This window comes from Pectobacterium punjabense, from assembly GCF_012427845.1.
In the GTDB taxonomy this organism is placed as follows: domain Bacteria; phylum Pseudomonadota; class Gammaproteobacteria; order Enterobacterales; family Enterobacteriaceae; genus Pectobacterium; species Pectobacterium punjabense.
Genome location: NZ_CP038498.1, coordinates 811,248 through 835,672, shown reverse-complemented (window position 1 = coordinate 835,672; position 24,425 = coordinate 811,248). Strand labels below are relative to the sequence as shown.

At 51.1% G+C, this 24,425-nt stretch carries 18 protein-coding genes, 1 tRNA gene and 1 pseudogene; 3 read left to right on the top strand and 17 right to left on the bottom strand.

The annotated features are described in order from the left end of the window. Positions 1–53: 53 nt before the first annotated feature. The 3 genes from E2566_RS03770 to lpxP all read right to left on the bottom strand — a co-directional run bounded on the left by E2566_RS03770 (position 54) and on the right by lpxP (position 5,188). The gene (locus E2566_RS03770; RefSeq protein WP_107167835.1) at positions 54–1,700 is read right to left on the bottom strand and encodes a Na+/H+ antiporter; all 1,647 of its coding nucleotides are present in this window, start codon (positions 1,698–1,700) and stop codon (positions 54–56) included. A gap of 291 nt (positions 1,701–1,991) precedes the next feature. After that, a complete protein-coding gene (locus E2566_RS03765) occupies positions 1,992–3,359 on the bottom strand; it encodes an NCS2 family permease (RefSeq protein WP_107167836.1) in 1,368 nt (455 codons plus the stop codon). Positions 3,360–4,264: 905 nt separating this feature from the next. Next, positions 4,265–5,188, bottom strand: a complete 924-nt coding sequence (gene lpxP, locus E2566_RS03760; RefSeq protein ID WP_107167837.1) for a kdo(2)-lipid IV(A) palmitoleoyltransferase — start codon at positions 5,186–5,188, stop codon at positions 4,265–4,267. A 378-nt stretch (positions 5,189–5,566) separates the two neighbouring features. Here lpxP and E2566_RS03755 point away from each other — a divergent pair, with 378 nt between their 5' ends. Next, positions 5,567–6,634 (top strand): DUF1176 domain-containing protein, encoded by a 1,068-nt coding sequence (locus E2566_RS03755; protein ID WP_107167838.1) that lies wholly within the window; start codon positions 5,567–5,569, stop codon positions 6,632–6,634. A gap of 107 nt (positions 6,635–6,741) precedes the next feature. On the opposite strand, the gene E2566_RS03750 is transcribed toward E2566_RS03755, so the two are convergent. From E2566_RS03750 to xerD, 14 genes and pseudogenes are all read right to left on the bottom strand, one after another. Beyond that, positions 6,742–7,134, bottom strand: a complete 393-nt coding sequence (locus E2566_RS03750) for a YybH family protein (RefSeq protein WP_107167839.1) — start codon at positions 7,132–7,134, stop codon at positions 6,742–6,744. A 705-nt stretch (positions 7,135–7,839) separates the two neighbouring features. Continuing rightward, positions 7,840–8,829 carry a hypothetical protein gene (locus E2566_RS03745; RefSeq protein WP_057515586.1) on the bottom strand — a complete coding sequence of 330 codons (990 nt, stop codon included), beginning with the start codon at positions 8,827–8,829 and terminating at the stop codon, positions 7,840–7,842. Between the two features lie 83 nt (positions 8,830–8,912). Further along, positions 8,913–9,404 carry a hypothetical protein gene (locus E2566_RS03740; RefSeq protein WP_057515587.1) on the bottom strand — a complete coding sequence of 164 codons (492 nt, stop codon included), beginning with the start codon at positions 9,402–9,404 and terminating at the stop codon, positions 8,913–8,915. A 301-nt stretch (positions 9,405–9,705) separates the two neighbouring features. Further along, positions 9,706–10,416, bottom strand: coding sequence for a hypothetical protein (locus E2566_RS03735; RefSeq protein WP_107167840.1), 711 nt, complete (start codon positions 10,414–10,416; stop codon positions 9,706–9,708). Positions 10,417–11,386: 970 nt separating this feature from the next. Continuing rightward, positions 11,387–12,039, bottom strand: a pseudogene (locus E2566_RS03730) (DUF4145 domain-containing protein). Then, positions 12,023–13,663: a site-specific integrase gene (locus tag E2566_RS03725; protein ID WP_057515590.1), complete on the bottom strand. Its 1,641-nt coding sequence runs from the start codon at positions 13,661–13,663 to the stop codon at positions 12,023–12,025. The pseudogene E2566_RS03730 and the gene E2566_RS03725 overlap by 17 nt, the downstream one beginning before the upstream one ends. A 134-nt stretch (positions 13,664–13,797) precedes the next feature. After that, a tRNA-Gly gene (locus tag E2566_RS03720) sits at positions 13,798–13,871 on the bottom strand. A gap of 81 nt (positions 13,872–13,952) precedes the next feature. After that, positions 13,953–14,636, bottom strand: coding sequence for a LysE family translocator (locus tag E2566_RS03715; RefSeq protein ID WP_107167841.1), 684 nt, complete (start codon positions 14,634–14,636; stop codon positions 13,953–13,955). A 62-nt stretch (positions 14,637–14,698) separates the two neighbouring features. Continuing rightward, positions 14,699–15,454, bottom strand: a complete 756-nt coding sequence (locus E2566_RS03710; RefSeq protein ID WP_107167842.1) for an AraC family transcriptional regulator — start codon at positions 15,452–15,454, stop codon at positions 14,699–14,701. 280 nt (positions 15,455–15,734) lie between these two features. Further along, a complete protein-coding gene (gene lysS, locus E2566_RS03705) occupies positions 15,735–17,252 on the bottom strand; it encodes a lysine--tRNA ligase (RefSeq protein WP_107167843.1) in 1,518 nt (505 codons plus the stop codon). Positions 17,253–17,260: 8 nt separating this feature from the next. After that, a protein-coding gene (prfB, locus tag E2566_RS03700) for a peptide chain release factor 2 (RefSeq protein ID WP_107167844.1) occupies positions 17,261–18,359 on the bottom strand; the annotation gives its coding sequence in 2 pieces (ribosomal slippage) (positions 17,261–18,283 and positions 18,285–18,359; 1,098 coding nt in all). Positions 18,360–18,596: 237 nt separating this feature from the next. Beyond that, positions 18,597–20,357 (bottom strand): single-stranded-DNA-specific exonuclease RecJ, encoded by a 1,761-nt coding sequence (gene recJ / locus E2566_RS03695; RefSeq protein WP_205942447.1) that lies wholly within the window; start codon positions 20,355–20,357, stop codon positions 18,597–18,599. A gap of 6 nt (positions 20,358–20,363) precedes the next feature. Next, positions 20,364–21,080 carry a bifunctional protein-disulfide isomerase/oxidoreductase DsbC gene (gene dsbC / locus E2566_RS03690; RefSeq protein WP_107167846.1) on the bottom strand — a complete coding sequence of 239 codons (717 nt, stop codon included), beginning with the start codon at positions 21,078–21,080 and terminating at the stop codon, positions 20,364–20,366. 125 nt (positions 21,081–21,205) lie between these two features. After that, complete coding sequence (gene xerD / locus E2566_RS03685) at positions 21,206–22,105, bottom strand: site-specific tyrosine recombinase XerD (RefSeq protein WP_107167847.1); 900 nt, start codon at positions 22,103–22,105, stop codon at positions 21,206–21,208. 311 nt (positions 22,106–22,416) lie between these two features. On the opposite strand from xerD, the gene E2566_RS03680 reads away from it, so the two are divergent. Both E2566_RS03680 and fldB read left to right on the top strand, forming a co-directional pair. Next, on the top strand, positions 22,417–23,742 hold the full coding sequence (locus E2566_RS03680) for an MFS transporter (protein WP_107167848.1): 1,326 nt from the start codon (positions 22,417–22,419) through the stop codon (positions 23,740–23,742). A gap of 161 nt (positions 23,743–23,903) precedes the next feature. Further along, positions 23,904–24,422 carry a flavodoxin FldB gene (gene fldB, locus E2566_RS03675; RefSeq protein WP_107167849.1) on the top strand — a complete coding sequence of 173 codons (519 nt, stop codon included), beginning with the start codon at positions 23,904–23,906 and terminating at the stop codon, positions 24,420–24,422. Positions 24,423–24,425: the final 3 nt, after the last annotated feature.

Sequence of the window (24,425 nt, the reverse complement as noted above, 5' to 3'; positions counted from 1 at the left end):
AGAAAGAGAAGATAAATAAATCAACGCAGTAGCGGAGATCGCTTCACACGGTGTTACTCATTTTCGATCAAAAGCGCTTCCATCAGATCGAGATCGCGCAGCATTTTTTGCAATGTTTCATTGCTGATCTGCTGCGTGGCTCGCAGGTGATACAGCTCCGCACGCTCGGAATTTAGCGCAGTGAGGCGAAAACGCCGCTCCAGATCCTCAATCAGCATACCGTTTTCAGGATCGTCTTTATTAATTAGCCGTCGACGTAGATTACCGATGACACGTGCGCTGACTTCTTTCAGCACTTGCTCATCGATATTTTCCTCTCGATCGGCTGCCAGACGTTCCTCCATTTTGTGCATGCTTTTGATCGCCACTTCCGCCACAGCCATACGCGCCATGCGGATTTCTTTGGCATGCGCTGCTTTGTCCGCCACCACAACACCACGCAGCAGAAACGGTAACGCCAATACGCCACAGAGCAGAGAAAACAAAATGACACCCGTGGCGATAAACACCAACTGGTAGCGTGACGGAAATGCCGTGCCATCCGTCAGCAACAGCGGAATAGACAGCACACCCGCGAGCGTAATCGCGCCTCGAACGCCGGCAAAAGACGCGATCCACAGCTCGCGTGTGGAAAATTCGGCGAAGACCATCGGACGCTTTTTCTGGATATGCGTACTGTATGTTTTCATCACCCACAGCCAGCTGAAACGTAGCAGCAGCAAGGCGCCATAGATGATTGCAATATCGGTAAATAGCATCCAGGTTTCAACCGTTGGGTCCAGCTCCGCCTGCGTAACCGAGGTTTCCAGAATGTCCGGCAATTGCAGGCCCAGCATAATGAACACCATGCCGTTGAACACAAACTCCAGCATCGACCACACGCCATTAGCACGCATCCGCATCGTTAGCGGTGCACTACGGATCACACCAGACTGGCCGATAGTCATCCCCGCCGCGACTGCCGCCAGGATACCCGACACGCCGATGTGTTCTGCAATCAGATATGACGCAAAAGGCAGCAGCAACAGCAACACAATCTGCGTTGCTGCATCATCACCGCTCCAGCGGCTAATAACGCGCAGCGATTTACCGAATATCCAGGTCACGCCGACGCCCGCCAGCAACCCACCTAGCGCTACCTGCATAAATTCCAGCGTCGCACCGGACACCGTAAACACCATGGTGCCCATCGCAATCGCGACGGCAAACTTCAACGACACCAGGCCTGACGCATCGTTCATCAACGCTTCGCCCTGCAAAATGCCCATTAGCTTTTTCGGAATGCGGCCTTCTCCAACAATGCCAGACAGCGCGACGGCGTCCGTTGGCGACAACACCGCAGCCAACGCGAAAGCCGCGATCAGCGGCATGCCCGGCACCATCCAGTAGATGAAATAGCCGATGCCCACTACGGTAATCAGCACCAGTACCAGTGCCAGGCCAATAATTTCCCGACCGTGCTTCAGGAACTCACGCGTGGGCGTTTTCCAGCCGTCGGCAAACAACAGCGGTGGAATGAAAAGCACCATAAACAGCTCAGGATTGAAATCAACATGTAAACCGAACTGGGGCCAGGCAAGGATGGCACCAAGCGCGATTTGCATTAAAGGCAGAGGAATTTGAAAAGGTAAAATGCGGGTAACCACCCCGGAAAGGGAGACAACCAGGGTCAAAATAAGAATCGTAAAAAATATTTCCATGCTTTCCTTAGACGTACTCCTAAATCAAAAAATTCTGCCTGTTAGCACATAAACACCCCTTCCATATTTAGCGCATTTAGCCCGGTATGAAAATGGGTTTTTGGTCGAAAAACCTAAATTAATAACAAGGTTGATTATCACACAAAAAACTTAAACCCAAAGCCAATAAAAAGGCCTATAAACACCTATTCTGGAGGCATACCACGAGGAACGAAGAGGAAAAGAGAGAAGAAAGGAAAACGCGCGGAACAAACCTTCGGGACGGTGCCCGAAGGTTTATAGAAAAACGACTTACAGAGCCCAGCCGCCAGCGTAGAACACCACCAGAGCCACAGCGATAACCACTGTACCGATGTTCAGTTTACGCCATTCGCCGGAAAAGATGCGACCTAATACCAGTGCGCCAAAACCCAGCATGATACCGGTCACGATGTTACAGGTCAGTACGATAAATACAGCACAGACCAGACCAGACATCGCATCTACGAAGTCATCAAAATTCAGTTTGGATACGTTGCCCAGCATTAGCAGGCCAACATACATCAGCGCAGGAGCGGTAGCATAACCGGGAACCAGATACGCTAACGGCGACACAAACAGCAACAGCAGGAACAGCACGCCGACAACCGTTGCTGTTAAACCTGTTTTACCACCAGCGGCTGTACCTGCGGCAGATTCTATGTAGACTGCCGCCGGTGACGTCCCAACCAGACTAGAGAAAATGCTGCTCACGGAGTCTGCTGTCAACGCTTTGCCGCCGTTGATGATTTGCCCGTCTTTATCCAGCAGATTCGCCTGCCCGGCTACCGCACGAATCGTCCCCGTAGCATCAAACACCGCCGTCATGACCAACGCCAGTACGCTCGGCAGAACCAAAGGCTGCAACGCGCCCATGATATCCAGACTGAAGATCAGCGACGAACCGTCAGCCGCCGTCAGGCTCGGCAGTGCGAAGAAACCGGCATATTTTACATTCGGATCAAAAATCAGCCCCAGAATAGAGATCACGATGATAACCAGCAAAATACCGCCCGGTACGCGACGTTTCTCTAAACCAATGGTCGCAGCTAATCCCAGTAGGGACATTACAACAGGGAAAGAGGTAAAATTACCCAGCGCGACAGGCAGGCCATCAATCGGGTTTTTTACTACCAGTCCCACACCGTTGGCAGCAATAATCAGTAGGAACAGACCAATACCAATCCCGGTACCATGCGCCACGCCTAGCGGCAGATTACGCAAGATCCAGGAACGGATGCCGGTAACGGAAATGATGGTAAACAGTACCCCCATCAGGAAGATCGCCCCCAGCGCCACGGGAATACTGATTTGTTGCCCCAGCACCAGACTAAACGCAGTGAACGCCGTCAGAGAAATAGCACAACCAATCGCCATCGGCAGATTAGCCCACAATCCCATCAGCAGCGATCCCAGCCCAGCAACCAAACAGGTTGCAACGAACACGGCAGTTGGCGGAAACCCTGCCTTGCCCAGCATACCCGGTACGACTATCACCGAATAAACCATAGCCAGGAACGTTGTCAGACCAGCTAACACTTCCTGACGCGTGTTACTGCCACGCTGTGTAATTTTGAAAAAAGCATCAAGCGCGCCTTGCGGACGCGCCGCATTCTCTGCCTGACGGGTGGTGTTTGACATAGTGGTATCCCCTGAAATGCCATTATTATTTACGATCAATTCTGAACGGTTCTCGCAGCCTTGCCCCGCGAGCGCATTAGCACACTAATTAGCAATGAACAGAACGCGCCATGAACCCTATGGCTCCGCACGCAAACGATTAACTCGCTGGGTGCAGAACCAGAAAACGTTGCCCGATCAAAACGAGCGGTATAAAAACAAGCGGAAGTAAAACATCACCGGATAAACAGTGCCAGGTAATGCGAAGCGCACGATTATCCCGCTTCCCCCGCGCTTATTTCAACTGCTAATCGAGACAATTTACCTATCTCTATTTCACCTTCCCGTTAAGGAAATGTGCAATCGGTACAAGTACTGTGCAATCAGGCAACTCGCTGAAAACGCGCCAGTATGAATAAAAAACAGAAAGGGTTTTTAGACTGAAATCAAAACAGCGGTTTACTCCTCACAAACTGATCGTTCATTTTTTTGTGATTGCCATCACAAAAAAGTTGACCAGCCGTATCAGTGCGAGTATTCTTAAAAACGTGAACAGCATCACAGAAAACAAATTAACTAACAACGAGGAAATGACCATGAAACTGCTGAACAAAATCATCGCTATGTTTGAAAACATCAACATCAACTTTGGTACTTTTAACCAATAATTATTTAAGAATCGTGGGGATAAAAAGATGCGCGTTGTCCGCAAAATCAATCAAATATTAAAAGCGTTGGGCAAAACCTATCGCGGTGTTAACCCCCACGCTATCTTCCGTTAATCGTACTCAGTACGTTAACCACCCTAAAATGGCTGCCATCTGGCGGCCATTTTTGTTTCTGCACCAAACGTAGCAACTGTCTTGTCAGAATGGCGCCGAAGCGCCACCCCATTTCGCACATGCTTACATCATCTCACCCAATCATCAGGCGTAAAGTGATATTTCCCCTGCGGGACGCGTTTTAAAGCGGCGATGCAGCCAAAGATACTGTTCAGGCGCACGCATGATTTCTTTCTCAATCACCTTATTCATGTAACACGCCGCAGCCTGTTCATCGTGATAAGGATAATCCTGTAATTCCGGCTGAATCACCAGTTGGTAACCCAAAGCATTCGGTTTACGAATCAGCACCGTCGTCATCATTGCAGGTTTTGCCAGGCGACTGATGGTGAATGTGCCGCTAGTGGTAGCCGCGTTTTTCACGGCAAAGAATGGGGCAAAGACGCTGCCTTTAGGACCGTAATCTTGGTCGGGCGCGAACCACACCGCTTCACCACGCTTTAGCGCCTGCACCATACCGCGCAGATCTTTACGGTCAATCATCGCCTTGTTTGAACGAGAACGTCCCCAGGTTTGCACCATTTCCATCGCTTTATTATTGTGCGGGCGGTACATCGCCATCATTGGCCGACACAACCCCATCGCCCTGCCGCCCAGTTCCAGCGACATAAAGTGAATACCAATCACCATCACGCCCTGTCCTTTATCCGTAGCGTGCCGCAAATGCTCAAGCCCCGAGACATCAAACCATTGGCGCACACGACGATCGGACCAGAACCAGGCCATACCGGTTTCGACCAATGCCATGCCAAGCGACGCAAAGTTGCTATCGATCATAGCTTCTCGCTCATCGTCGGAGATTGTAGGGAAGCACAACTCAAGATTACGCCGGGCAATCGACACCCGACGCTTAAGGAAGACGCGGGATAAACGACCTGCGCTGCTCCCGAGTTTCATCAACAGCGGGTAAGGGAGCTGAACTAATAAAAACAGCACGCCCAGACCGAACCAAGTCGCCCAATAGCGCGGGTGGAGTAATGCCCTGGTAAATGTTTGCTTAATTTTCATGATACTCATCTTTAAGTGATTAACAGCGTACCGCATAAAGAGTCGTTCTCATCGCGCTACATCTATCATGACACTTATTTATAGGGATCGTTTCAGCTGTGTGGGAAACTGATTTCTGACCGTTATCACGCATGAGGTTAAAAAGCAGGATAAACATGCTGATAACGCAGAGGGGATTTTGAGCAACCGATGAACGGCCGACGGCAGCGGCATCATACCCGATTCGTTCTTAATAGAGGAGTGGCCGAACAAGAAATATTCGCAATATCACGTGGTCTAAAGCTAACATCTTGGCATATGTCAAAAAAAGCGACGGCCTTCTTTACGCTCCAAATAGGTCAAGGGTAAGCCGTAACATAACCAAGGATTTGATGGAAAATGATTTTTTCTCTCCCTTACCGCGTCAATATGTTCACTGCCCTCATCGCGGGTATCCCGGCTCTGGCATTTGCCACAACATTCACCGATAGTTCTTTCTCTCATAAAGACTGGGAAGTGGTCTGTGATAACACGCTGACGTGCCGAGCCGCCGGCTACTCATCCGAAGAGCAATACGCGGGGGACGAGCAAGATGTTCCTGGAATATCACTGCTTCTCACGCGTCATGCCGGGAAGAATACGCCCATAACGGCAGACGTCATGCTCGCTGAGGTATACCAAGCGATTCCTAAAGGCACCACGCTCACGCTAACCATTGATGGTGTGGATAAAGGCCTGCTCACCCCAATCAAAGACAATCTCTGGCAGCTCAATGAGAAACAAATTCCCAGCGTATTGCAGGCTCTAAAAGGAAGCGGGAAAGTCGCTTTTCGCCACAATGGTGCCGTTTCCGAACTGTCCGGGGCCGGTGCCTACGCCGTACTATTAAAAATGGATGAGAAACAAGGTCGCATCGGGACAACGGATGCCATCACCAAAAAAGGAAATAAAAGCAGTGAGTTACCTGCTGTAGTTGCCCCCGTTATCTACGCAGCAATCACTAAGCAGGAGGCATCGCGGACTCTGACGGATGTGGAACAATCCGTTCTCCATAAAAAGCTACTTAAAACGCTGCATAACGACTGCGATAACTTGCTGCCACAAGATGACCCACAAGCAGAACCCATTACGTTCACCCCACTGACTGACAGCCTGTCTCTGCTCAGTACCCTTTGCTGGCGCGCAGCCTATAACGAAGGCTATGCCTACTGGGTCATCGATAACACCATGCAAACTCAGCCGCAGCTCGTGACGACGGATGGCACAAATTACGAGAACGGTGAAATTACCGCAGTACATAAAGGACGCGGGCTCGCGGACTGCATGAGCTATGAATCCTGGATATGGGATGGAAAAACATTCCAGCAAAGCAGTGTATCAACCACAGGTTCATGCCGCATGATCCAACTCGGCGGCACCTGGGATTTACCCAGTTGGACAGCGACCGTCATTAAAGCAGAGAAATAAAAGAGATTGGGGTCACTCGTTGGCCTCATATCCAAACATGGGAAAGCCATCGAGGAAGACGAAAAACGCGCCAGCATCACCCTGACGCCTGAATTGACTAGACATCATCAGTCAAGAAGTGTTGTTCCATAGGAGTTATCAATTGTGCAAAGCCAGCGTCCATCAGCGTCTTTCTTGAACACGTAGGTCGCTCGTCGGGTTGTGGTGACACTATTCCCCTGATCGTCTGGGTAATGAAGCACCGTTTCCATAATCACTAAAGCGTCTCCACCACCTTCGATGACCTGCATATTTCCTTGTTCAACAACAAGTTGATTTTTAAAGTAATCGGCAATAGCGATAAACGCTTTTCTTATATCACCTTTCCCTCTTGCAACCATTCCTGGCTTGATAACAAGTGCGGCATCCTCGGCATAATAATTCATCAAGGCATCAAAATTTCGTTCAGATATTGCTTTATCACAGGCTTCAATGATTTCGCGTATCGGATGTGGTTCCATAAACACTGACCTCAGTAACGTGACGCAGAACACTCTGACGTAAAGATTCAATAGAGACGGATATTAAATCCTTCTTTCTTCATACAACGCCACAAAATAGCGAGTGATTTGTTCAACTTAATTCATCGATGACCGAGAAATCACGACCTTCTTCTCTTGAGCATGACGCGGATGTAGCCCGGCAGTTACAAATTTCATGGGTAACCATAGGGTAATATAATTGATTGTATAGCACACGGATATACACTTTTGGAATCAAGGCATTAGAAATGTTTTTGGAGCGAGTGAAGGGAGCCGAGGACAACTAGCTAACTTCTTGTTTCTTAAAGACTGATGAATCCAGTGGTTACAGTGATGGTTACACATTGAGAGGCTGACGGTCAAGACTTGAAGCACGTAATATTCCCTCTAAAGGAATAGAACTCACGGTCTGACTACCCGGCCCTTTTGGCCTGACTCAGGGTCGGGCTATGGGGACTTTTGGCTCGCTCTTTATATTAGATAGGGTCTCACATTTTTTCAGTCAAAACTCATCGTCTAAGAACCACCAGCCAAACAACAAGCGCTAACTTTAGCAGGAAGACCCCGAGATAGACTTTGTGTAGGTCCATTAGGTCCTCCTCTTTCCGCACCCATGAACTAGATTACTAGTACAAAATAAAGGCCAGATATCCAGTTAGGAAGTCTGACCAATAGTCGTTATTGTTAGTTAGCTTCTTTAGTGAAGCTCAGGCGTTTGACTACAGGCAGGACAGCAGTAGCCGAGCCAGTACCCATCTTGATGGTCGTAGCAGCTTCAGCTACAACAAACACCTTGCCGAGAATCTCAAGGTCGTGAGACTGGGAGTCACCATCACGTGAAAGGACCACAGTAATGTTCTCGCCATCGTGACGGAAGCAACCGAAGCTCAGAGCCGTAAAACGCTTAGCCATCATGAACACGCCACGGTCTTCACCGTTGTAATAGGCGATGTCAGTCCCCAGCATATCGACGATAGCGTCTTCACCACCAAAACCTTGCTTAGCAGCCAGACGGGAGAGAGCCTTGAGGTGTGACTCATGGGCGATAATGCCGTAGTCAGAAACCTCAGAACCGAAAGAAGACTCGGTGTTCTCATACAGCGCGTCCATGATAGTGTCTGCCTTAGCTGTCAGGCTACCAGTCAGGACCGGAAGCTCTACAGTCTTCAACAGCTTGGAGGATTCCAGTACATCGACCATGCGACTATTGATGGTACGGACCACGTTATCGCAGATGTTCAGAGCGTCCTGCTGGAGCGTCCCCTGAGTGAAACCAGTGGAAGACTTAGCGTCCCACAGCTTGGTTTGATGTGATACGAGGATAGCCTGTTCAATCGGCTCCACGGTGATTTCAGTGCCGGACGGAGCGGTCACGACTTCAGGTCGCTTACCACCACGGACAGGAACGACCACAGAGCGGTCAGCCAGCGTGTGAGCGATGATTGGAGTTGGTAAGCTGTTACGGGTCGGCAGGACTTCTACAGGGAACGGAATGTTATCCTGAGCGTCTTTAAGCACACCATTGAGCATCGTCTTAACCAGCTTAGCCAGCTCAAGGGCATAAACCTGAGGGTCGGCGTTAGTCGGAAGACCTTCGTTAATCTGAAGGTTGTCGGTGTCGGTGATACGAACAGGCTCAATGCCGAACTGGAAAGCGTCTTTAGTCATAGTCATGATAATTAATCTCCTTGAGTCAAATACTTGAAGTCCCTAACGGTAAGTCAGGGACCGTGTGTTCTTAGATGAGGGTCACTTGCTTACAAGCAGTCCATCCAGTTAGCGCCACTATCGAGGTCAGCCATAATTGAAGCCTTGGAACGACCAGCGGAATGGTTAGCACTGCGGAGGTTCTCACCATAGGTCCGGCGTTCAGCTTTGACCTGTTCGCGACGCTGTAGCTCTTTTTGCCATTCGTCTTCAGTCATGAACATCTCGCGGGTACGCTCTTTCTGAGACGCCAGTTCTTTAGCGATACGCTCAGCCTCAACACGTTTATTCATCTGGCGGCGTTGGTAGGCGGTCATCAGGTCATTACTGAAGAAGTTACCAATGGTCACGCCAGCTTCAGCAAGAGCTTCCAGTAACTCCATTGCTTCGCGGCTGGTGGACGGCAAGCCTGACAGATACCCCGGAATGAGGGTCTTGATAGCGAGGGACAGCGGATAGGACTGACCGTCCAGACTCACAGTATTCTCGTAGAGATTGATGTCGGTGACTGACAGTTTCCAGTCTTGGTTATTGAATAACATAAATTGGTACTCCTCTTGAGAGTTGAGACTATCGGTCGACCACAGGCGTGTTTAGTCCTGCGGCGTCTCCCCGCATCGGTCATCTCAAAAGGTGTTTAAATTAGGTATTGAGTAGGTGAGCTACTAACGGTTAGGCGGCAGTTTCATAGCGACCAGTTGGGCTATTAGCTCGTCTCGGGATTGGTGCTGGCGGGTCTCATCTTCCGGGTCTAGACCAAGCTCCTTCAGGATGACCTCAGTCCGGTAGCCACGGTAACGGAGAGTCATGCGCCCCTCAGGTGTGCGCGGGTCAATCATCATCTTAGATTCCCTCCACCTTACCGGATTGTGCCAGCTTCAGGAGGTGCTCTTGCTTCTGCTGGTCGGTGCCAGTGAATGCAATAAGGATGCCTCGCATCTTGTCAACCTTCTCAGGCTTACCGAAGACCTCCAGCCCCTTAGCGTTGAACCGGAAGTTATACCCACCTGCTGAGAACTTCTGGTCTGACGGCTTAATGATACGAAAGCAGTCGGAATACTTCGGATTTACAGACCACTCGTTACTGATTGAGTTCTTACGAAAGAGGCCACGATGCTGGAGAAGTGCGGTCATTAGCTTCTGAGCGGGCAGACCATAGGTTTTGCAGTAGTCGCCCCAAGTCACGCCTCGGCGGTTAGCGGACTGAATGGCTGCTCGCTTCTTCTGGTCTTCCAGTAGCTGCTTGTCCTTCTCAATTCGTCGGATGTAGTCAAGGACTTTGCGACGCACAGCTTTAGACTCACGCATACCGACCAATAGTAGTTGGTCTCCGTTAAGGATAGTGTGAGAGGCTTTACGTCCAGAAGCGCCCGTGTCTAATAAAAGGAAATTTTCCTCTTTTAAATCCAGCTCATCCTTCACGCGATTGATGAAGTCCTTATTACTGACGGGATTCTCCCCGGCCTCTTCACGGGCAGGATTGATAACCTTGGTCAGGAACTCATAGGAAGACAGAGAGAACTCATCGTTAAAGATGACTACTTGTTGAGACATTTACGTGTACTCCTTTTGTTTGCACCCTGAAGTCGCACCCTACTGACCTACTCAAGCCCCCACGTAAAGGGAGACCAGCAGGCAACAGGACGCAAACAGAATGACTTGAGGTAATTGTTATGTGGTCTGCGATGACCAGTAATGATAAAGGTGCAAGACAGCGTGTCAGGACGACCAGATGGTGAGCGGTGATAGACCCAAGTCAAATGAAGACACGAGAACGCTAACGGGCTGGGAGTCTGACAGAGGCTGTCTTGCTAGCCTTGGTATGGAGAAAGACTTAATGTCGGGAGAGCTTCCGCATAACTTGACGCATCAAGACCAGAGGCGGAATGTATGGTCCCTATAGTGATAGCTAAGGGTCCAGTCCCTATAGTGAGGGTATAAGATTTGCTACCTGATAAGGCCATAATCTGACCTCCAGTTAGACCCGAAGTATGGAGACCACATCATAGTGACCATAATTTACTTCGGGCTGACAGGACTGGAGGCTGGACTTAAAGTTCTTCTTATTGGAATTGTGATAAACACAATCCATAACAAGATAAACTCATGGTCTCCTCCAGCCTGCTGGTCAGGACTCAAGGTTCAACCTCAGACACCACTGGTCTAACCTCTTTGAGTTTCCGCCTGTCCACAATGGATGGCAGACCTCAGCAATGATGTCTTGGTTCTTCACAATCTCGCACACCGATGGTCGCATAGACGGATACTTCCGCTGCGGTCTGATGTTCTCCGCCTGTCAAAGGAGAGAGATTGCTACGTTAAAGGGAATGGTCTCAGGCCAAGGTGATTTAACACTAGGCGTCTGCGGATGGTTTCCAATCGGTCCGCTACCGGAAGCCTGAGACTATATGAATGTGTGGGTCGGTGACAATTATTAAGGTGGGGGCTTAGGGCCTCCCCCTATAGTGATAGTTTAGTCCCCCCTTCCCTATAGTGAGGGTATATTCAATCTGAACGACCAGTCTTACTCGTTAGCGGCCTGCTGCTGTTCCCTCGCCTTCTTATCCTGATTCTCAATACCTTGGCGCGGGCCTTCAGGCATGCTTAGGAACATATCTTCAAGCTCTTTCGGTCTCGTAATTTGGTCATCAACAATAATGTTCAGTAACTTAAAGAGACCATGAGCTAACTTCGGGTCATCATCAAGGTTAATCTCCCGGATGGACTGCCTGATTACCAACGATTCGGCAAATGTCTGCGGCCTGCTGGATACGAACAGGGAGTCCTTTCTTAACGAGAGACCGAATGTCAGTGTTAATGTTTTCACCCGGCTCCTTGAGATGGACCATTAGTTTTTTGGAGACACAAACGCAGGAGCGCAGCAGCACCTTTAGGAGACAGATTAATGATGCTTCTGGCTTCCATGTAATCGGACTTGCAGTTTTCCGGCATATCTGGATTAGGAAGCTCAACTCCACTTGCTGCTGGAATGATTAACCTTTCCTCAAACCAGTAACTTTTATGTTGGCAATGATTGCACGTTGCCGTGTGCATGGGGACACTTGAGTGACTGCTATAATAATAAAGCTGTTGCCAGCGTTGTTGAGCAAAAGCATTACAATATGGACAGTTAAAAGCCTGATCTTCAAACTCAGGTGCCTTAAACGGTATCGCCATCTACTCCAGTCTCCTTATAAACACCCGCCATCACATTAACCAATCTATCTACCTCGACCTCTTTCGCGTAACGGTCGTAAGTTATAGACCCTGAGCTATGACCCATAATCGCCTGAGCATATGCTAACTCGACCCCATGTTGTTTTAACTGGGTCGCAACTGTATGTCTAAACGAGTGAAAAGCTAAGCCGCTACGGTCAGCGAGGACTTTAGGCAGCAACGTCCGGTTAAACCATTTGCTCACCTGCTCACCGTAGCCGTTCTTCATCAGCTTGAGGCCATCGAATACCATAGCATTATCACCCTTAGCCTTTCTACGGTCTTCCACAAGCGACATAAAGTCAGCCAATACAAAACCATAAGCACCATCTACCAACGGGACACAGCGATCACTATGCGCATTCTTAACGCTCTTGCCCGGTAAGCTGCTATCGTCTTCGTTGATATGGATATACACGGTCCCGGCCTCAGTGACCCTGACGTCTTTGACCTGTAGCTGAGCGACCTCATTAAGTCTTGCTCCAGTGATTGCCGCCAGAGCAGTGACGTAATAGTGGTAGGGCTTACCTGAGGTCTTCTGAGAGTACGCTTTAGCGGCGACCAGTAGTTGCCCTACCTGCTCAGGACTGAACGCATCACGGGCGTCTGAGGCTTTACGCTGCGGGACCTTCAACTCAAGACCTTCTGTCAGGTTCTTAGCTATCAGGTCGTTGCGTACCGCCCACTTAAAGACAGCAGCCATCTTGATAAGATATTTATTGTTGATGGTTACGACATCCAGACAGTCAGTCTTAGACTCCCGGTTCAGCAGGTCAGACAGCGGCATATCCTTAAAGCGTTGCTTGCGGTTCTTCGGTATCTGCTGAAGGACTTCACGGACCCTGAGCATATCTGAGCGGGTCGCCTTGCCAACATCCTGAATATCCAGATAGTCGAATATCTCGATTAACGTAGAGTGTGACGCTCGGTTCTCGCTTAGGGTCGCTGGCTTCCAGTTCTGGGCGTTCTCCTGCTCGTACTGCTCAATGAGAGACGCGAGGGTCAGTGCTTTAGTTACTCGTTCCAGAGTCACGAGAGGTTCAGGGACTTCAGGCTCCGATGATACAGATAGGGAGACGGACGGTCTTAGACTGCCAGTCTCAGGCTCAAGGTAAGACAACAGGCCAGAGCTATCGCCCTTGAGTCTATCCTGACAGGCTTTAAGCACACCGATAACGTCATTGATATAGCGATGCTGGTCTACAGTCAGACGCTCAGTTGCTACAGCTTCCCGAAGGTTGGACTTAATGTCATCGTACTGGTCAACATAAAGCTGATAGGACTCAGGGTCGTTCAGGTCATCACGGCTGACACTAAGTTCCCACTCGACAATGGTCTTCAGGTGCTCCCGTAGCTCCTCATAGGACGCGCTAGGGTTATCTGCATGGATTGCTTTAAGTGCTGACTTGATGTGCCGAGAGTGAGCCATAGCGGTGCGTCTGTCCTTAGTCCGTAGTGATACTGACGCTAGTTTATAACGGTTATGAGAGGGAAGCGAAGCGGTCAGGCGACCAGTGGTCTTCATCCTAAGACGGATGTAAAAGACACCATTACGCTGATAAAGGTAGGTTCTTGAGTTGAGCATGTACTGAGACCTTAGGTCTGCTCACTACTTCAACAAAGTTAGTCACAGTGTTGGTTACAGTGAGTAAAACTATCGGAAGGCTTTAAGCCATGTCCCATAGGATTCAGTAACTTATTGAACTTTAAGAAGTGTCATGGAGCGGGCGAAGGGAATCGAACCCTCGTATGCAGCTTGGGAAGCTGCCGTTCTACCATTGAACTACACTCGCACAGAGAGGCGGGTGGCATTATAGCGCTATGCCGTTGCCGAGCAAGTAAAAAACCCGGCAAAGTGCTGTTGTTTTGACCGGTCATACAGCCGTGGCTAGCGGTAGGAACAACGTCTCATAGCCATTGGAAATGACGTGCCAGGCAAAGTAGGCAAATAGCAACGTAGAGATCAGACTGCAATAGAATGAAATACGTTCTTTCAGCAGGCGCTGACCATATTTAACCAGCGCCGCGAGGAAGAACGTCCACAGTACGCCTCCGACGAAAAAGCCCAGCAGAAACAGGCTAATCATGAAAGCAGAACCATCAGTAGACTGCGCGATAATGGTGCCGCCAATCGCCGCAAACCACAGTAACGCGGTTGGTGATGCCAATGCCATGCCGACACCACTGAAAAATTCAGTGTACCGGGCTGGTGGCGCGGTGGAACCCATAGCATTCTCTGTCATAGATAAATCAGCAAAGCGCTTAACCTGATAGTCACGCCATGCCGCACGCGCCATGCTGATCGTCATCCAGATCAGAATCAGCCCGCCGCCAATCCATAATACCCAGCGTACCGGCGTAAGGTTAAATACCACCGCCAGCCCCAGCACCGACAACGTGGCATAAAACAGATCGCCGAAACAGGAACCCAGTCCGATATAAAACGCAGAACGCGCCCCGTGCCGCAACCCACGGTTAATAATCGCGGTATTGACCATTCCCAGATCGAGACACAGTGACAGGGACAGCAGCATCCCCGTGAAGACAACTAACAGCATGATATTCCCTTAGCGCGTTAAGCAATAAGGCGAGTGTAGAACCCAAAGGAAACGCTGTATTGTCAAAAATTGATACGGCGGAACTGTCCCGGCGTCATGGCGTTATAGCGATTGAAAGCTTTAGTGAAATGCGCCTGATCGGCAAACCCGACATCGCCTGCAACCTGACTGATCGCTGTCCCCTGCCGCAGCAGTTCTCGTGCTTTGCACATACGTCGCTGCATTAGCCACGCCAGTGGTGGCAGCCCGACCGCCTGATTAAATGAACGTACCAGATGCGCAACCGACAGATTTTCCTGCTGCGCGAGCCGATCGAGCGTGGGGATATCACTGAGATCGTTCAGCAGCCCCTCTTTGATCCGCGTGATCCGCTCAGCCTCTTTGATCTGGCCTTGGGGCGGCATTCGATGTTGCCCTTCCATCAACCCTGCCAACAACAGAATAATGCGCTCCTGACGGGTACTGTCGTCCAAATCAGAGGTGACGAGCTGTTTTAGCTCGGACGCCAGCTGCGCCGATGGATTCCAACCCTGTGAGAATAGAAACGTTTGATGGAAATACTGCTCGAATGCCCGTGGGTGAACGTACAGCGATGCACACTGCCAGCGGTCGAACGCATTATCACTACCCTGTAGCTGATTGGGATTGTAGGTCGTCACCATATCGTTGGTGGCAACAAAAGTCTCGCCATCCAGCCAGACCGTTTCCAACCCGCTGAGGTTGGCGCTGATGACGAACTCATCATGCGTATGGCGTGGAAAACTGCGGCCGTTGGTTAACAGCGCCAGTTCGAACCAGGCATCGCGGTACGTCATCATGAGAGTGTTCCGGCAGCGAATGAATGCCTGAAAATAGCATCTTCCCCCGCTGGGCGACAATCACAGAATGACGACAAGAATGCGGAGATAAAACGAGGTGATAATACTATCGAGGTGAGATCGAGATACGCGGGGTTACCACGGTGCGAGGTGTCCCTACGGGAACCTCATCCCCGTGTTTCCCCTAAAATTTTGCATTGTCGATAATAAAAAAACCGGCGCAATTGCACCGGTTCAATAAAGTATGACGACAACGTCCGTCAGGCGGACTTTCTCTGCCTTACTTCTGCGGGCGCATCGCCGGGAACAGGATCACGTCGCGGATGGTGTGGCTGTTCGTGAACAACATCACCATACGGTCGATACCAATACCCAGACCCGCGGTTGGCGGCAGTCCGTGCTCCAGCGCCGTCACATAGTCTTCGTCGTAGAACATCGCTTCGTCATCACCGGCATCTTTCGCGTTGACCTGCTGCGCAAAACGCTCAGCCTGATCTTCGGCATCATTCAGCTCGGAGAAGCCGTTGCCAATTTCACGACCGCCGATGAAGAATTCAAAGCGATCGGTAATTTCCGGGTTCTGATCGTTACGACGTGCCAGCGGCGACACTTCAGCTGGATATTCGGTGATGAAAGTCGGCTGAATCAGGCTGCTTTCTGCCGTTTCTTCGAAGATCTCGGTCACGATGCGGCCCAGACCCCAGCTTTTCTCGATCTTGATGCCCAGAGACTGGGCGATCGCGGTCGCTTTCTCCAGATCGTCCAGATCGGCAACGTTGGTTTCAGGACGGTATTTGCAGATCGCTTCGCGCATCGTCAGTTTCTCAAACGGCTTACCGAAGTCGAATGTCTGATCGCCGTATACCACCGTCGTTGAGCCCAACACGTCCTGCGTCAACGTACGGAACAGATTTTCCGTCAACACAATCAGATCTTTATAATCGGCATACGCCATATAAAGCTCCATCATGGTGAATTCAGGGTTGTGACGTGGGGAAACGCCTTCGTTACGGAAGTTACGGTTGATCTCGAACACGCGCTCAAAGCCACCAACAACCAGACGCTTCAGATACAGTTCCGGCGCGATACGCAGGTACATGTCGATGTCCAGTGCGTTGTGGTGGGTGATGAACGGACGGGCAGATGCGCCGCCGGGGATCACCTGCATCATCGGCGTTTCCACTTCCATAAAGCCGTTATCCACCATGAAGCGACGGATAGCCGCCATCACGTTGGAACGGATGCGGAAGGTGTTGCGAGATTCGTCGTTAGCGATCAGATCCAAATAGCGCTGACGGTAGCGGGTTTCCTGATCGGCCAGACCGTGGAATTTATCCGGCAGCGGACGCAGCGCTTTGGTCAGCAGACGCAGTTCAGTACAGTGGATAGACAGTTCACCCGTTTTGGTTTTGAACAGCTTGCCACGCGCACCCAGGATATCGCCCAGATCCCATTTTTTGAACTGCTCGTTATAGATGCCTTCCGCCAGATCGTCGCGAGCAACATACAGTTGGATACGACCACCGACGTCCTGCAAGGTCACGAAAGAGGCTTTACCCATGATGCGGCGAGTCATCATACGGCCTGCAACGGTTACTTCGATGCCCAGTTCTTCCAGTTCTTCGTTCTCTTTGGTATCGAACTCAGCATGCAGACGATCGGAGGTGCTGTCACGGCGGAAATCATTCGGGAATGCAATCCCGTTTTCACGCAGCGTCACCAGCTTTTCACGACGCGTTTTTAATTCATTATTCAGATCTTGCGCCTGATCGGCACCCTGTGATTGTGATTCAGCCATGTGAATTCTTATAACCCCGCTTTTAAACTTGCTTCAATAAATTTGTCCAGATCGCCATCCAGTACCGCCTGAGTGTTACGTGTTTCCACGCCGGTACGTAAATCTTTGATGCGCGAATCATCCAGAACATAGGAACGAATCTGGCTGCCCCAGCCGATGTCCGATTTATTATCTTCCATCGCCTGTTTCTCAGCATTTTTCTTTTGCATCTCAAACTCGTACAGCTTGGCTTTCAGCTGTTTCATCGCCTGATCTTTGTTTTTATGCTGGGAACGGTCATTCTGACACTGCGTAACAATGTTGGTCGGAATGTGGGTAATACGCACCGCGGATTCTGTCCGGTTAACGTGCTGACCACCCGCACCGGATGCGCGGTAAACGTCAATACGCAGGTCGGCCGGATTGATTTCGATATCGATATCGTCATCCACTTCCGGGTAGACAAACGCGGAGCTGAATGAGGTGTGGCGGCGGCCACCGGAATCAAATGGGCTCTTACGTACCAGACGGTGTACGCCAGTTTCAGTTCGCAGCCAGCCAAACGCGTAGTCACCAATGATCTTGATGGTGGCCGATTTCGTACCGGCCACGTCACCGTCTGACTCTTCAATAATTTCGGTTTTAAACCCTTTGGCTTCCGCCCAACGTAGGTACATACGCACCAGCATGCTGGCCCAGTCCTGCGCTTCCGTACCACCAGAACCCGCCTGAATATCCAGATAGCAGTCTGCGCTGTCATACTGGCCGGAGAACATACGACGGAATTCGAGCTGGCCTAATTTATTTTCCAGCGCGTCCAGTTCTAGCGAGGTTTCATTAAACGTGTCTTCGTCGTCTTCTTCCACCGCGAGCTCAAGCAGACCGGCCACATCTTCCAGCCCCTGATTCAGTTGATCGATGGTGTCCACGATGGCTTCCAGCGAGGAACGTTCCTTTCCCAATGCCTGAGCGCGTTCAGGCTCATTCCAGACATCAGGCTGTTCCAGTTCGGCGTTTACTTCTTCTAGACGTTCTTTCTTGGCATCATAGTCAAAGATACCCCCGAAGAACGGCGCTACGTTCAGACAGATCCTGAATGCGGTTTTTTACCGGATTAATTTCAAACATGATTTTTTGTATTCTTACGTTAAGTCGTTGACAACGGAATGATGTAACCCGCCATTCTAGCGGATAAAACGCCCAGTTTATAGACTTTCTGCCCGCCGTATTCGGTTCACGCTATACCCTAGATAATTCGGGCTGCGTGAAGGCGGCAACCGCACGAATCCCCAGGAGCTTACTCAGGTAAGTGACTGGGGTGAGTAAGGGCAGCCAACGCACAAGCAGCTTGAAGTATAACGGGTATCAGCGCGGCCACAGATGTTGGATCATCAATTGCACCGAGCGTTTACCGCGAAATTCGTTAATATCCAGCCGGTACACCATTTCCACTTCTTTAATGCTCGGATCGGGCCAGACGGTGGTATCAATATTAAACGCGATGCCATCTAACAGCGGCACGGTTCCTGTTGCACCGATCGGTTCAAACATCGCTTTCAAATGGCGTTCTTTGAGCAAGCGGGGTTGAAGAATGCGGAAGCAGCCATCGAATGTCGGTTCAGGGAATGCTTGCCCCCACGGCCCGGCGTAGCGCAGCATTTCTGCCGTTGAGAGCAAATCCAATTCCGGCAGCGCTAGCTCGCCATCAGACCAGACGACCCCTTCAAGCTGAGATGGCTCGAGCCACTCCCCTACTAATTCGCCGAAGCGCTGGCGGAAATCCTCGAACTGCGTTTCATGCATCGATAATCCTGCCGCCATCGCGTGTCCGCCGAACTTGTCCATCATGCCGGGGTATAGCGTATCGAGTCGTTCCAGCGCATCACGAAGATGCAGACCGGCAATGGAACGTCCCGAGCCTTTCAACATGCCGTCACCAGCGGGGGCAAAGGCAATCACCGGGCGATGGAAACGCTCTTTAATGCGTGAAGCCAGAATACCCACAACGCCCTGATGCCACTCTGGGTGATACATCGCCAGACCGTAAGGTAATTCAGTACGGGTACGCTCCAGCGATTCACACAGGCGCAGGGCTTCGACCTGCATTCCCTGTTCGATTTCGCGCCGATCCTGATTCAATGCATCTAAATCGTTAGCCAACATGCGCGCTTGAGTAATATCGTTACTCAATAGCAGTTCGACCCCGACCGTCATATCATCCAGCCGTCCGGCGGCATTGAGGCGAGGTCCGATAGCAAAGCCTAAATCGCTAGCGACCAGTTGACTGGCATCGCGATTAGCTACTTCCAGCAGCGCTCGAATACCCGGACGACACTCGCCCGCACGAATGCGATTTAATCCCTGCGCCACCAAAATCCGGTTGTTGGCATCCAGCGGCACCACGTCAGCCACGGTGCCCAGCGCCACCAGATCCAGTAATTCAGCGAGATTCGGCTTCGCCAGACCTTGTTGCGTAAACAAGGGTTGCGTAAACCAGTCGCTGTCACGCAGGCGTACAAACAGCGCCATCATCATGTAAAACGCCACACCCACGCCAGCTAGCGCTTTGGAAGGGAATGCACAATCTGGCAGATTGGGGTTAATCATCGCATCGGCGTCAGGCAGGGTTTCGCCCGGCAGATGGTGATCGGTCACTAGCACTGAAATACCGCGCCGATGGGCATCCTCGACACCCGCATGGGAAGAGATTCCGTTATCAACAGTAACGATAAGTTCCGCACCCAAGGCGGCGGCTTGCGCCACCACGGCGGGGCTTAGCCCGTAACCATCTTCAAAACGGTTCGGCACCAGATATTTTACGTTCGTGCCGCCCATGCTGCGCAACGCCAGTACGGCAAGCGTGGTGCTGGTGGCGCCATCAGCATCAAAGTCGCCCACAATCACGATGCAACGCTTCTCTGCCAGCGCGAGTTGCAGCAGGTCGATCGCTTTATCAATGCCGCTGAGTAAACGGTAATTGAGTAAACCACTCAGACTACGTTCCAGCTCCTGAGCCCCTTTAACGCCGCGCTGCGCATAGAGGCGACGCAATAAGGGCGGAACGGTATCAGGTAAATCAATATCCTCCGCCAGCGGACGCCGGCGGAGTTGGGTAATCATGTTCACGTAGCATCAACCGCCGGTTTTTTTCGAGGCTTTGTGTGCTTCCAGCATTGCCAACATCTCTTTCGGCCCTTGATATCCCGGTACAACCAAACCGTCTTGCAGCACAATGGCGGGGGTGCCCTGCACGCCAAACTGGATACCCAGTTGGTAATGCGCGGCGATATCGGTTTTGCACGTTGCTGGCGAGATCGCTTCGCTCTTCATCGCGTTATCAAACGCTTTATTGCGATCGGCCACGCACCAGATGGACTGCATATCTTTGGCTGCCGGGGATTTCATGCCCTGTCGCGGGAAGGCCAGATAGCGCACGGTGATGCCCAAGGCGTTGTAATCTTTCATCTGCTCATGCAGTTTGTGGCAGTAGCCGCAGGTGATATCGGTGAAAACGGTAATCACGTGTTTTTCCTGCGCGGCTTTATAAACAATCATCTGCTCCTGTAACGCATCCATCTTGCCGATCAGGATTTGATTGGTGGTGTTGACCGGCATCGTGCCGCTCACATCGTAAAGCGGGCCTTGCAGCAAATGCTTGCCATCTTCGCTGATGTACAGCACGCCGCTCTCGGTAATAACGGTTTTCATGCCTGCCATTGGCGAAGGCAGAATTTCCGCCCCCTGCATATCCAGACGCGTCAACGTCTGCTTGATCGCGGCGTCGTCAGCGTGAGCAAAGTTGGTTGCCGTCGCCACCAGTAAAGAAAGCAGTAATAACCCTTTTTTCATTTCATCAATCCTGTTTGTGTCGCAACGTCATGGTGAATACGCCGCTCGTAGCAATACGCCAAGGTGGTTGGCGAGAGTCCCCGCCAGTCAGATAACATCCTGTTACTCTGTCTACTTACTCTATATTAGGCGCGCGGATGGTGCTGCTGATGCAGCTGTTTCAGCCGCTCCGTCGCAACATGGGTGTAAATCTGCGTCGTGGAAAGATCGCTGTGCCCTAAAAGCATCTGTACGACCCGTAAATCCGCGCCGTGGTTCAATAAATGGGTAGCAAACGCATGGCGGAGAACGTGCGGCGAGAGCTTTTCGCTGTCGATGGACGCCAGTACTGCATAATACTTGATGCGGTGCCAGAACGTCTGGCGCGTCATTTGCCGTGCGCGATTGCTGGGAAACAGGACATCCAACGTCTGCCCATTCAATAGCCACGGGCGACCATGTTCCAGATAATACTCGATCCAATACACCGCTTCTTCACCCAGCGGCACTAACCGTTCTTTATTGCCTTTCCCCAGCACGCGTACCACGCCTTGCCGCAGGCTGACATCGCTCATCGTCAAACCGACCAGCTCGGAAACACGCAGCCCCGTTGCATACAATACCTCAAGCATGGCTTTATCGCGTAATTCCAGCGGCTGTTCAATGCTTGGGGCGTTGAGTAATGCCTCAACCTGCGCCTCGCTCAGATCTTTGGGTAAACGCTGTGGCAACTTCGGGGACGATAGAACGGCGCTGGGATCGTCGCTACGCAGCTTTTCCCGATAAAGGTACTGAAAGAAGCGACGCATCGCACTCAGCAAACGAGCCGAGCTGGTCGCCTTGTAGCCCCCATCAACCCTATCGGCGAGAAACGCCTGGAGATCCAGCGACTGTGCCTGCAATAAATCGTTGTTATGATGCGCAAGCCACTCTGCCAGCGTTCGCAGATCCAACCGATAAGACGCCAGCGTATTTTCGGCCAAATTTCTTTCCAGCCACAGCGCATCGAGAAACTGTTCGATAAGCGCCTGATCGTGTTCTTGCATCGCTGTGCCCTTCTTCACTGATTGGCAATATTATGCCGATGAAGCAACGACTTTACATCTTCATCGAGGCGATATTCTCGCACAGACAGAATTGTGCGCGATCTCACATATTCCGTGAATACCAACATCACCATAACATTCTCCGGCAAAAATAAGGTCATATAACATTATATTTTATGTATCGACAGTATACTGGAACAGGTGCCTTGAAGCCTTGTTCGTATGGGTATTGACCTTACTTAATCAACGTTGAAAAGCCGATTTTTCTGTGCGTAGAATGGCTGTTCGTGTTGTTAAAATAAAGAAACATTATGCAAGCCACCATCACTCCCACTCTCGATGCCGAAGCGGAAGCGCCACCCGTAAACTCACGCAATAAGGTCATCGTTGCGTCACTCATTGGCACCGCGATCGAATTTTTCGATTTTTATATCTATGCCACCGCTGCGGTGCTGATTTTCCCGCATATTTTCTTCCCGCAAGGCGATCCAACGGCTGCGACGCTACAGTCACTGGCCACCTTTGCGATTGCCTTTGTGGCTCGCCCTATTGGTTCGGCAGTATTCGGTCACTTCGGCGACCGTGTCGGACGTAAAGTCACGCTGGTCGCTTCTCTGCTGACCATGGGGATTTCAACCGTTCTGATTGGGCTGTTACCGACCTACGAAACCATTGGGATTTTTGCCCCTATTTTGCTGGCACTGGCACGTTTCGGTCAGGGGCTGGGTCTGGGCGGTGAATGGGGCGGTGCGGCACTGCTGGCGACCGAAAATGCTCCGTCCAATAAACGTGCGCTGTATGGGTCGTTCCCCCAGCTTGGCGCGCCGATTGGCTTCTTCTTCGCTAACGGCACCTTCCTGCTGTTATCCTGGCTGCTGACGGAAGAGCAGTTCATGACCTGGGGCTGGCGCGTGCCGTTCGTCGCGTCCGCCGCGCTGGTGCTGGTTGGTCTGTATGTTCGTATCTCTCTGCATGAAGCCCCGGTCTTTACCAAAGCGGTCAAAGCCGGTAAGCAGGTGCGCATGCCGCTGGGAACGCTGCTTAGCAAGCATATGAAAGTGACGATTCTTGGCACCTTTATCATGCTGGCAACCTACACGCTGTTCTACATCATGACCGTATACTCCATGACGTATGGCACAGCCCCCGTGCCGAAAGGGCTTGGTTTCTCGCGCAACAGCTTCCTGTTGATGCTGATGATCGCGGTGATCGGCTTTGGCCTGATGGTACCCGTAGCAGGGTATTTGGCAGATGCCTTCGGCCGCCGTAAAACCATGATTGCCATCACCTGCCTCATGATCGTCTTCGCCATGCTGTTCCCTTATATGCTCGGTTCAGGTAATCAGGCGCTGGTGATGGGCTTTCTGGTGCTGGGTCTGAGCATCATGGGGCTAACGTTCGGCCCGATGGGTGCACTGCTGCCGGAACTGTTCCCGACAGAAGTGCGTTACACCGGCGCATCGTTCTCCTATAACGTCTCGTCGATTCTGGGCGCATCGGTCGCACCGTATATCGCAGCATGGCTGACGGCCAACTACGGTCTGTTCTATGTCGGCGTTTATCTGGCGGCGATGGCCTCACTGACGCTGATTGCACTGCTGCTCACCAAAGAAACGCGCCACCAGTCGCTGGGATAATTTCCCTTCCGTGAGGGCTACGGCCCTCACTGCACCTTTTCTTACGCCTGTTCTCCTTTTAGAATACCGACATCCGGCGGCATCATTCGCCTGTCACGTCTTCTCTGTGACTTAAAGCGAACGCGCTCTTCTTGATAGAAATTGTTTATAAAGAACTGAATATGAAAATCGGTCTGTTTTACGGCTCAAGCACCTGCTACACCGAAATGGCAGCGGAAAAAATTCGCGACATTCTGGGCGAAGAATTAGTGGATCTGCACAACGTTAAGGATGTCGAACCTCAACGTATGGAAGACTACAGTACGCTGATTCTCGGCATCCCGACCTGGGATTTCGGTGAGATTCAGGAAGACTGGGAGAACATTTGGGGCCAATTAGCGACGCTGAACCTCAAAGGAAAAGTGATAGCGCTTTACGGCATGGGCGATCAGCTTGGCTACAGCGAATGGTTCCTTGATGCGCTGGGCATGCTGCATGAACAACTGCTGCCATTAGGTGTCACATTTATTGGGTATTGGCCAATCGATGGCTACGACTTCACCAGCCCGAAACCGCTGTCTGCTGACGGCAAACATTTTGTCGGACTCGCGTTGGACGAAGTGAACCAATACGACCTCAGCGATGAACGGCTGGAACAGTGGTGCGAACAAATCCTACAGGAAATGGCATCGCTACTGTAAACG